Source organism: Streptomyces sp. (assembly GCF_031178505.1).
GTDB lineage: Bacteria > Actinomycetota > Actinomycetes > Streptomycetales > Streptomycetaceae > Streptomyces > Streptomyces gulbargensis.
The window spans coordinates 1-9,325 of record NZ_JAPSIW010000212.1 but is presented as its reverse complement, the minus strand read 5'-3'; the positions used below and the strand labels follow the sequence as shown (position 1 = coordinate 9,325).

11 protein-coding genes are annotated in these 9,325 nt (G+C 72.5%); 3 read left to right on the top strand and 8 right to left on the bottom strand.

Translation table 11 applies throughout. From position 1 onward, the window contains the following. A partial coding sequence (locus tag RIF68_RS16325) for an ABC transporter substrate-binding protein (protein WP_309051987.1) occupies window positions 1-1,248 on the top strand: 1,248 nt, incomplete at its 5' end. A 67-nt stretch (window positions 1,249-1,315) separates the two neighbouring features. On the opposite strand, the gene RIF68_RS16320 is transcribed toward RIF68_RS16325, so the two are convergent. Genes RIF68_RS16320 through RIF68_RS16310 form a run of 3 tightly spaced genes read right to left on the bottom strand, consistent with a single transcriptional unit; the run spans window position 1,316 to window position 3,015 of the window. Then, window positions 1,316-2,056 carry a TetR family transcriptional regulator gene (locus RIF68_RS16320; RefSeq protein ID WP_309051986.1) on the bottom strand — a complete coding sequence of 247 codons (741 nt, stop codon included), beginning with the start codon at window positions 2,054-2,056 and terminating at the stop codon, window positions 1,316-1,318. A 10-nt stretch (window positions 2,057-2,066) separates the two neighbouring features. Further along, on the bottom strand, window positions 2,067-2,558 hold the full coding sequence (locus RIF68_RS16315) for a DCC1-like thiol-disulfide oxidoreductase family protein (protein ID WP_309051985.1): 492 nt from the start codon (window positions 2,556-2,558) through the stop codon (window positions 2,067-2,069). Window positions 2,559-2,571: 13 nt separating this feature from the next. Beyond that, window positions 2,572-3,015 (bottom strand): hypothetical protein, encoded by a 444-nt coding sequence (locus RIF68_RS16310; RefSeq protein ID WP_309051984.1) that lies wholly within the window; start codon window positions 3,013-3,015, stop codon window positions 2,572-2,574. A 146-nt stretch (window positions 3,016-3,161) separates the two neighbouring features. Here RIF68_RS16310 and RIF68_RS16305 point away from each other — a divergent pair, with 146 nt between their 5' ends. After that, window positions 3,162-3,941, top strand: coding sequence for an alpha/beta hydrolase (locus RIF68_RS16305; protein WP_309051983.1), 780 nt, complete (start codon window positions 3,162-3,164; stop codon window positions 3,939-3,941). Here RIF68_RS16305 and RIF68_RS16300 read toward each other — a convergent pair. Both RIF68_RS16300 and RIF68_RS16295 read right to left on the bottom strand, forming a co-directional pair. Beyond that, window positions 3,898-4,713 carry a dienelactone hydrolase family protein gene (locus RIF68_RS16300; RefSeq protein WP_309051982.1) on the bottom strand — a complete coding sequence of 272 codons (816 nt, stop codon included), beginning with the start codon at window positions 4,711-4,713 and terminating at the stop codon, window positions 3,898-3,900. The two genes, RIF68_RS16305 and RIF68_RS16300, sit on opposite strands and share 44 nt — an antisense overlap. A 274-nt stretch (window positions 4,714-4,987) precedes the next feature. After that, window positions 4,988-6,208: an MFS transporter gene (locus tag RIF68_RS16295; RefSeq protein WP_309051981.1), complete on the bottom strand. Its 1,221-nt coding sequence runs from the start codon at window positions 6,206-6,208 to the stop codon at window positions 4,988-4,990. Between the two features lie 115 nt (window positions 6,209-6,323). Here RIF68_RS16295 and RIF68_RS16290 point away from each other — a divergent pair, with 115 nt between their 5' ends. Beyond that, window positions 6,324-6,878: a MarR family transcriptional regulator gene (locus tag RIF68_RS16290; protein WP_309051980.1), complete on the top strand. Its 555-nt coding sequence runs from the start codon at window positions 6,324-6,326 to the stop codon at window positions 6,876-6,878. A gap of 42 nt (window positions 6,879-6,920) precedes the next feature. On the opposite strand, the gene RIF68_RS16285 is transcribed toward RIF68_RS16290, so the two are convergent. The 3 genes from RIF68_RS16285 to RIF68_RS16275 form a co-directional block, all read right to left on the bottom strand. Beyond that, window positions 6,921-7,448, bottom strand: coding sequence for a hypothetical protein (locus RIF68_RS16285; protein ID WP_309051979.1), 528 nt, complete (start codon window positions 7,446-7,448; stop codon window positions 6,921-6,923). Window positions 7,449-7,554: 106 nt separating this feature from the next. Then, window positions 7,555-8,313, bottom strand: coding sequence for a succinate dehydrogenase iron-sulfur subunit (locus RIF68_RS16280; RefSeq protein ID WP_309051978.1), 759 nt, complete (start codon window positions 8,311-8,313; stop codon window positions 7,555-7,557). Continuing rightward, window positions 8,313-9,325: FAD-binding protein (locus RIF68_RS16275; protein ID WP_309051977.1), on the bottom strand; the 1,013-nt coding region annotated here is incomplete at its 5' end. The genes RIF68_RS16275 and RIF68_RS16280, both read right to left, overlap by 1 nt.

Here is a 9,325-nt window from a genome sequence, read left to right as displayed (position 1 = left end):
GACGACCTGACCTTCTCCAGCGGCCGCAAGGTGACCGCCGAGGACGTCAAGTACTCCTTCGAGCGGATGCTCCGGATCAAGGCCGACGTCGGCCCGAAGCCGCTGTTCCCGACACTGAGGACCATCGTGGCCGAGGGCCGCACCGTCACCTTCCACCTGAGCGGCCGTGACGCCACCTTCCCGCTGAAGGTGGCCACCGGCGCCGGCGCCATCGTCGACCGCGAGCGCTACCCGGCCGACCGGCTGCGCGCGGATCTCGCGGTCGACGGCTCCGGCCCGTACGTCCTCAAGGAGTACAAGCCCGGCGAGTCCGCCCGCCTGGAGCCCAACAAGGCCTACCGGGGTGCCCTCACCAGGACCGGCCGCACGGTCCTCGTCCGCTACTTCCGCACCTCGGAGCAGCTGGCCGAGGCCTGGACGGCCAAGCAGGTCCAGGTGACGCACCGGCAGCTGCCGCCGGACTTCATCTCCGACCTCGACACCAAGGACGGCACGCGGGTCACCGAGGCGGAGAGCCCGGAGACCCGCAACCTCAACTTCAACGTCCGGCCCGGCCGTCCGATGGCGAACAAGGCGGTGCGGCAGGCGATCGCCGCCGTCATCGACCGCCCGGAGCTCGCCACCGGCACGTACAAGGACACGGTCGAGCCGCTGTACTCCGTCATTCCGCAGGGCTTCCTCGGCCACAACACCGCCTTCTACGACGCCAACCCCGAGCCCAGCGCGGACAAGGCGAGGAAGATCCTGCGGGACGCCGGGGTCGAGACGCCGGTGTCGTTCACCTTCGGCTACCGCGAGGGCACTCCGTACGACAAGGAGACCGCCGCGATCAAGGAGCAGCTGGAGGAGACCGGCCTCTTCAAGGTCAAGCTGGTCGAGGCGGACTGGCAGAGCTTCCAGAAGGCGTACGCGCGGGGCGCCTACGACGTCTACACGGTCGGCTGGCTGCCCGACTTCCCCGACTCCGACAGCTTCACCGCGCCGCTCGTCGGCACGGCGAACACCCTGCACAACGGCTTCTCCAGCAAGCGGATCGACGCGCTGATCGCCTCGACGCAGCAGTACGGCGACCGGGCCAGGGCGACCGGCGACTTCAAGGCCATCCAGACGGAGGTCGCCGCCGAGGTCCCGCTCGTCCCGCTGTGGCAGAAGAGGGACTACGTGCTCTCCACGGAGGAGGTCGCCGGTTCCCAGCTCCTGTCGGACGGCACGGGCATCTGGCGCCTGTGGGAGCTGAAGTGGATCTGACGGGCTGACCCGCCCCGGCCCGCGTGCCGTGGGCCCTCGGGCTCGGGTCCGCGCCTCGGTGTGACCGTCAGCGCTGTTTCGGCGCGGTGCGCTTCGGCTTGCCGGAGGCCGCCATGCCGGCCGCCGTCGGCAGGAAGTCGGAGAGCAGTTCGTGGGTCTCCTTGACCAGCGGCCGCAGCACGCGGAAGCGGGAGAGCGAGATGGCGCGGGCGGTGACGGGCGCGAGCCGTTCGACCAGGCGCCGGCTGTTGGCCGCGCCCTCCGAGCGGTCGTACACCCAGAACAGCACCAGGCCCATCTGCTGGAGCCACAGCAACCGGGGGAGCGCCTCGGCCAGTTCGGGATCCGGCTTGACGGAGGCGCCGGAGATCACCCGCCGGTGCACGTCGATCGCCGCCTCGCGCGGGCCCTCCGACTCGGGCGAGAACGGGCTCAGCGGGCTCTGCGGGTCGGCGGCGTTCTTGAAGAACTGGGCCGCGAACTCGTGGTACGGCTCCGCGATGTCGAGCCAGCCGAGCAGGACCCCTCGGATGCGTGCGGTGAGGTCCTTCTCGGGGCCGCTCAGGAGGGGTTCCACGGCCGCCTGGTGCTCCTCGGCGATCCGGTCGTAGAACCCCTGGACGAGGTGTTCCTTGGAGGAGAAGTAGTAGTAGGCGTTGCCCACGGAGACCCCGGCCTCCTGGGCGATGGCCCGCATCGTCGTCCGGTCGTAGCCGCGCTCCTGGAACAGCCGGAGCGCGGTTTCGAGGATGAGCGTGCGGGTCTGCTCGCTCTTGGGGGCCTTCTTCTCTTCCTTCGCGTCCTTCACGGTGCCGAGCCTAGCCGGGCGGCGCGGGCGCCTCGCAGCGCCCGGTTGCGCAGCCGTCCCCGGCGGGGGCGTTCCGGGTGGGGTCCGCTTCCCGTGGCGCCGGCCCTCCGGCGTCCCCGGCCGGTCCCTTGAGGGCCTCCCGCCACCGGGCGGCGGTGAGGACGGCGGCCCGGGCGAAGGGCTGCCCGGCCGGGGTGGCGAGCCAGTGGGCCTTCGGGCGGTGCTCGGCCAGGGCCCAGAGGCAGACGATCCAGGCGGCCGACTCGCGGTAGAGCTGCCCCCGGTCCCCGACCACCGTGATCTCCCGGAGCGTCGCGGTGTGGTCGAGGGCCGGGAACATGCGCCGCGCCTGCGCCGAGCCGGCCGGGACCAGGTCGAGCGGGACGAGCTGCCGCTGGCGCAGCAGCCAGTGCCGGAGGTGCACGCAGAGCGGGCAGTCGGCGTCGTACAGGACGGTGAGCCGGCCGACCGGGGTGACCGGGCGGGTGACGGGGGTCGTCATGGCGCGGCTCCGGTCAGGCGCGGGGCGCGTGCGGGGCGGGCGGGTTCCAGGGGCCGCCCCTGCCGGGGGCCGTCCAGCCCTGGGGGGCGACGGGCGGCACCTGCTCGCGTTCCATGACGCCCCGGCGGCGGATCTTGTTGAGGACGTAGACGTTGCCGAGGTGCATCACGCCCAGGACGAGGAGGACGACTCCGAGTTTGACGGAGAGGGCCTCGAAGAGGGCGCGGGCGTCGAGGACCGCGGCCTCCTGGCTGAGGTGGAGAGCGACGAAGCCGAAGTTGACGAGGTAGAAGCCGACGACGAGGAGGTGGTTGACGGCCTCCGCGAGCTTCTCGTTCCCGTGCAGCACGTCGGCGAGGAAGACCCTTCCGTTGCGGCTGAGGGTGCGGGCGACCCAGATGGTCAGAGCCACGCTGATCAGCAGGTAGACGATGTACGCGACGACAGTGAGGTCCATGCCCCACGCTCCCTTGAACGCGTTCAAATGCTGGCAGGCATGACTGTAGACCTCCTCTTGAACGCGTTCAAGTCCGGGGTCGCCGGGGCGGGGCCGTGGTGGAGAAAGGGGTGGTCAAGCGCCCCGCCCGCCCCTAGGGTCACGGGGTGACGCTCATTCATGACCTGGCCGGACAAGGCCCCTCCACCGTCCTCCTGCTGCACTCCGGGGTCTGCGACCGCCGGATGTGGGACGGACAGTTCCACACGCTGGCCGAAGCCGGACACCGTGTCGTCCGCTGCGATCTGCGCGGCTACGGCGACACCCCCATCGACGCCCCGCACACCCACGCCGAGGACGTCCGCGCCCTCCTCGACGAGATCGGCGCGGACCGCGCCGCCGTCGTCGGCTCCTCCTTCGGCGGCGAGGTCGCCCTGGAGTTCGCCGCCCTCCACCCGGAGCGGGTCTCCGCCCTCGCCCTGCTCTGCTCCGGCGCCCCCGGCCACGAGCCGAGCGAGGAGCTGCGCGCCTGGGGCGCCCGCGAGAGGGAGCTGCTCATCGCCGGCGACATCGACGCCGCCGTCGAACTCAACGTCGACACCTGGCTCGGCCCCGGCGCCGGCCCCGAGGTGCGCGCGCTCGTCCGGGCCATGCAGCGGCACATCTTCGACGTCCAGCTGCCCGTGCCGGAGGAGCACGCCCCCGTCGACGCGGGCGTCACGGCCGAGGACCTCGTCCGAGTCGGGGCACCCGCGCTCGTCGTCTCCGGCGCCCATGACGTGCCCGACTTCCGGGCCCTGGCCGAGGACCTCGCCCGCCTCCTGCCGGCCGCCCGCCACGAGCGCCTCGACTGGGCCGGTCACCTCCCCGCCCTGGAGCGCCCGGAGGAGACGGCCGCCCTGCTCACCGCCTTTCTTGCCGAGGTCGGCGCCCCGGCGGTGCGCTGACCGCCGCGCCGGACCGCTCCGTTCCTTCCGGCCGGCCCAGGGCCCCGGCGAGCAGCGGGAGCAGGCGGTCCCAGTGGCGCCGCAGCCCGGCCGGGTCGAAGGCGTCGGTGTCGGCCATGGTGAAGCCGTGGGCGGTCCCGGGATAGATCTCGGAGGTGTGGTCCACCCCGGCGGCGTCCAGCACCGCGTTGAGGTCGCCCAGGGCCTCGGGCGTCAGATCGCCCGCGGCGTGGCCGAGGTGGACCCGGGCGGTGATGCGGGAGAGGAAGCCGGGCAGCCCGCCCGGCTCGTCCGCGACCACCGGGCCGTGGAAACCGGCGACGGCGGCCACCCGGTCCGGATGCGCCGCGGCGGTCCGCAGCGCCAGGAGGCCGCCGATGCAGTAGCCGGTCACCGCGACCGGTCCTCCGGCGACCTCCGGCCGGCCCGCGAGGAAGCGGAGGTAGGCGTCCGCGTCCCGCAGCACCCGGGCGGTGGTGTGCGCCTCGATCAGGGGCATCAGCCGTGCGAACAGCGCGGGCCGGGCCTCCTCGCCGATGTGCGCGGGGAGTTCGACCACCGGCGCGGGGCCGTGCCGGTAAAAGGGGTTCGGTACGAGGACGTGGTAGCCGTGGCCGGCCAGCTCGCGGGCCATCTCCCGCAGGACGGGCCGGAGGCCGAAGCCGTCCGGGTACATCAGCACCCCCGGGTGCCGCCCGCCACCGCCGGGGAAGGCGGCGAAGGCGTCGGCGCGGCCGTCGGGGGTGGGGATCTCCAGGGTCTTCGTGAGCAAGGGTTCGTCTCCTGTCGTGGCCGATACGTGAAGCGCGTGATCGACACGACGGAGGCGGGGCCCGCGCGGTGGCACGGCGACCCCGGCCGGCCCGCGCGGCGCTCAGGAGAGCACCGGGTCACCGATCCGTGTGTGGCGCGAGGCCGTCCCGGTCGTCATCCCCCCACCGTAGTGGCCGCACGGCGCGGGCCGCGCGCCCGATCCGGCCAAGGGCCGGGCGGTGACCGGACATCGACGCCCCGCGGCCCCCGTCGCCAGGGGCCGGCCGTCCGGTTCAGCGGAAGCGGCGGACGCCGGGCACGAGCGCCGTCGCCAGGCAGCAGCCGCCGACGGCGACGGCGGCCGCCACCAGCGGCACGCCGGCGCCCCAGGCGGAGGCGGCGAGCGGCGCGAGCGCGTAGCCGAGCGGCATGGCGGCGAGGGAGAGCAGCCAGTCGTACGAGGTGACGCGGGCCAGGGCGTGAGTGGGCACCGCGCGCTGGACGGCGGTCTCCCAGACGGGGGAGAGGAAGCCGAGGCCCGCCTGCGCGAGCCCGTACGCGGCGATCGTCAGCGGCGCGGGCGCGGCCACGGCGAGCAGGACCAGCGGCAGGGCGTACGTCGCGAGGCCGAGGTTGGCGGCGAGGACCGGGCGGCGGGGGCGGACGCGGTCGGCGAGCAGTGCCCCGAGGAGGAAGCCGACGGCGCCGGTCTGGAGCAGGACGACCCAGGTGGCCGCGCCGCCGAGCCGCTGGACGGCGATCACGGGGCCGAGGGTCATCAGGACGGCGGCGGCGCCGTTCCAGGCGCTGTGGGCGACCAGGCTCGTCCAGTACCAGTCCCGGGAGCGGACCTCGTGCCAGCCCTCCGCCAGGTCGGCGCGGAACGAGCGGCGCGGTATCGGCACCCGTTCGACGCGGACGGCCGTCAGGAGGAGGGCGCTGACGGCGAAGGTCGCTGCGTCCAGCACGAACGCCCAGCCGGGACCGACGGTGAGGACGAGGGCGCCGGCGAGCGCGGGGCCGCCGAGGCGGGTGGCGCTGACGGCGACACTCATGGCGGCGTTCGCCCGGTGCAGGGACTCCGCCGGGACCGTGCCCTTGACCAGGGGGGAGACGGTGGGCATGGCGAAGGCGCCGGCCGCGCCGCCGACGGCCTCCGCGACCGCGATGACGGCGAGCGTCGGGGCGCCGCCGAGGAGCTGCACGCCGACGACGAGCTGGGTGGCGCAGCGGACCAGATCGGTGACGAGGGCGACCGTACGGGCGTCGAAGCGGTCGCCCACGACGCCGCCGAGCGGCAGCAGGAGCAGCTTGGGGACCATGGCGCAGCCGAGGACGAGGGCCAGGGCGGCGGTGGAACCGGTGGCGGCCAGGACGGCGAGGGCGAGGGCGGCGGGGATGGCGGCGTCACCGAGGAGGGAGAGGGCGCGGCCGGTGAAGAGGAGGCGGAAGGGACGGGTGCGGAGGGGATGGGGGAGGGGCGGGGACGTGGTGAGGGGCGGCGTGGCGGGCATGCCGACGAATGTATTTCGGTATCGAATAATTCGTCAACGAAATATTCGGATCCGAAGGGTTCGGGGTGCGGGGCGCGTCCGGGGAACGCGTCGGCCCGCGACGTACGATCGGCGCATGGAGCCGACGGAAGCGACCGACCCCGCGGGCGTGACGCCCGCCGCGCGCGACTGGACCGACGGGCACGTCGAGCGCTGGCAGCCCGTCCTGCCCGGCCTCGACCCCGTGGTCGAGGGCGCCGTCACCCGCATGAAGAAGCTCTCCGTGCACCTGCGCCGGGTCCGCGAACAGTCCCTCGCCGACTTCGACCTCGAACGCCACGAGTTCGACACCCTCCACAAGCTCGCGGGCCGCGGCGGCAGCGCCGCCCCCTCCGACCTCGCCCAGGACCTCGACCTCGCCCCCGCCTCGGTCACCGGCCGCCTCGACGCCCTGGAGAAACGCGGCCTCGTCCGCCGCACCCCCTCCACCACCGACCGCCGCCGCGTCGTCGTGGAACTCACCCCCACCGGCCGCGAGATCTGGCACGGCGCCATGGACGTCCTCGGCCACGAGGAGTACCGCCTCCTCGGCGTCCTCTCCCCCGAGGAACGCGCCCAGCTCAACGACCTCCTGCGCCGCATCATGCTCGTCGCCGAGAAGAACCCCACCACCCGCCCCTGGCACGGCTGACCCGCCCCGGCCCGGTCTCAGGCCGCGCCCGGGGCCCGGCCCTCAGAAGCTCAGCTGGCGCGCGTACGCGATCTGGCTCATCACCCAGTGGATCGTGTCCGGGCGGGTCGCCGGGATCATCGTGGCGTGGTGGCGGCCGCCGCTGGTGACCGTGACCTGGACGAAGCCCGAGGTCGTCTTCTCCTTCATCAGGAGGAACAGCAGGCCCAGACCGCAGGCCGCGACGAAGAGGCAGGCCAGCACGATGCCGACCGTCGAGATCTTCTCCTCGGTGCGCGACAGGTCCGTCGCGTTCCACACCGCCCCCTTGAGCGGCATCGACCCGGCCGGGGTGAGGACCTGGTCGCCCACCACCGTGATGTCACCGAGGGAGAACGACGGCGCCCCGCCCGCCGCGTACTGCGGCGGCACCGGCACCCCGCCCGGCAGCGTCGGCTGGTACGCGGGCGACACCGGATAGGCCCCGCCCGCCGGCGCCGCGTCGTGCGGGTACCCGTACCCCGGCGTGCCGGCCCCGTGGCCCGGCCCCCACGTGTAGTCCCCGTCCGCGTAAGGGTTCGGCTCGCTCATCGGTGTCCCCGTCCTCCAGGCCCCGCGACTGCGCGCCGCGGAGAAGAAAAAGCCCGCTCCTGCACGCCGCAGCGTACAGAAGCGGGCTCGGGGAGCCGAGAAGGTGTCAGAAGCGACGCGTGATCAGCGCGCGCTTCACTTCCTGGATCGCCTTGGTGACCTCGATGCCACGCGGGCACGCGTCGGTGCAGTTGAACGTGGTGCGGCAGCGCCACACACCGTCCTTGTCGTTCAGGATCTCCAGGCGCTGCTCGCCCGCCTCGTCACGCGAGTCGAAGATGAAGCGGTGCGCGTTGACGATCGCGGCCGGACCGAAGTACTGGCCGTCGTTCCAGAAGACCGGGCAGGACGAGGTGCACGCGGCGCACAGGATGCACTTGGTGGTGTCGTCGAAACGCTCGCGGTCCTCGGCCGACTGCAGACGCTCGCGCGTCGGCTCGTTGCCCTTGGTGACCAGGAACGGCATGACGTCCCGGTACGCCTGGAAGAAGGGCTCCATGTCGACCACGAGGTCCTTCATCACCGTCAGGCCCTTTATGGCCTCGACGGTGATCGGCTTCTCGGGGTTGATGTCCTTGATCAGCGTCTTGCAGGCGAGCCTGTTCTTGCCGTTGATCCGCATCGCGTCCGAGCCGCAGATGCCGTGCGCGCACGAGCGCCGGAAGGTCAGCGTGCCGTCGAGGTCCCACTTGATCTTGTGGAGACCGTCGAGCACGCGCTCCTTCGGGTCGATCTCGATCTGGAAGTCCTCCCAGACCGCCGCGTCCGACAGCTCGGGGTTGAACCGGCGGATGCGGAAGGTGACCGTGATGTAGGGGGACGCGGCGGAGTCCTTCTCCACCTTGTCCAGAACGGGGGTAGCCATCAGTACTTACGCTCCATCGGCTGGTAGCGGGTCTGGACGACCGGCTTGTAGTCGAGACGGACGGTCTCGGAGCCGTCCTCGCCGACCTCGCGGTACGCCATGGTGTGGCGCATGAAGTTGACGTCGTCGCGGTTCGGGTAGTCCTCGCGGTAGTGACCGCCGCGGGACTCCTTGCGCGCCAGGGCCGAGACGGCCATGACCTCGGCCAGGTCGAGCAGGTTGCCCAGCTCGATGGCCTCCAGGAGGTCGGTGTTGAAGCGCTTGCCCTTGTCCTGGATGGACACGTTCCGGTAGCGCTCGCGCAGCTCGGCGATCTTCTCGACGGCCGTCTTGATGGTCTGCTCCGTACGGAACACCATCACGTTCGCGTCCATCGTCTCCTGGAGCTCACGGCGCAGGTCCGCGACCCGCTCGCTGCCCGTGGAGTTGCGGAGCTGCTCGATCTGCTGCTCGACGAAGGAGGCCGGGTTCTCCGGCAGCTCGACGTAGTCGTGCTTCGCCGAGTACTCCGCCGCCGCGATGCCCGACCGCTTGCCGAACACGTTGATGTCCAGCAGCGAGTTGGTGCCGAGGCGGTTGGCGCCGTGCACCGACACGCAGGCGACCTCGCCGGCCGCGTACAGGCCCGGGACGACCGTGGTGTTGTCCGCGAGCACCTCGCCCTGGACGTTGGTCGGGATGCCGCCCATGGCGTAGTGCGCGGTGGGCTGGATCGGGATCGGGTCCGTGTACGGCTCGATGCCGAGGTACGTACGGGCGAACTCGGTGATGTCCGGCAGCTTGGCGTCCAGCTGCTCCGGCGGGAGGTGCGTCAGGTCCAGGTAGACGTGGTCGCCCTCGGGACCGCAGCCGCGGCCCTCGCGGATCTCCGTGTAGATGGAGCGGGAGACGACGTCACGGGACGCGAGGTCCTTCATGACCGGCGCGTACTTCTCCATGAAGCGCTCGCCGTCCTTGTTGCGGAGGATGCCGCCCTCACCGCGGGCGCCCTCCGTCAGCAGGATGCCCATGC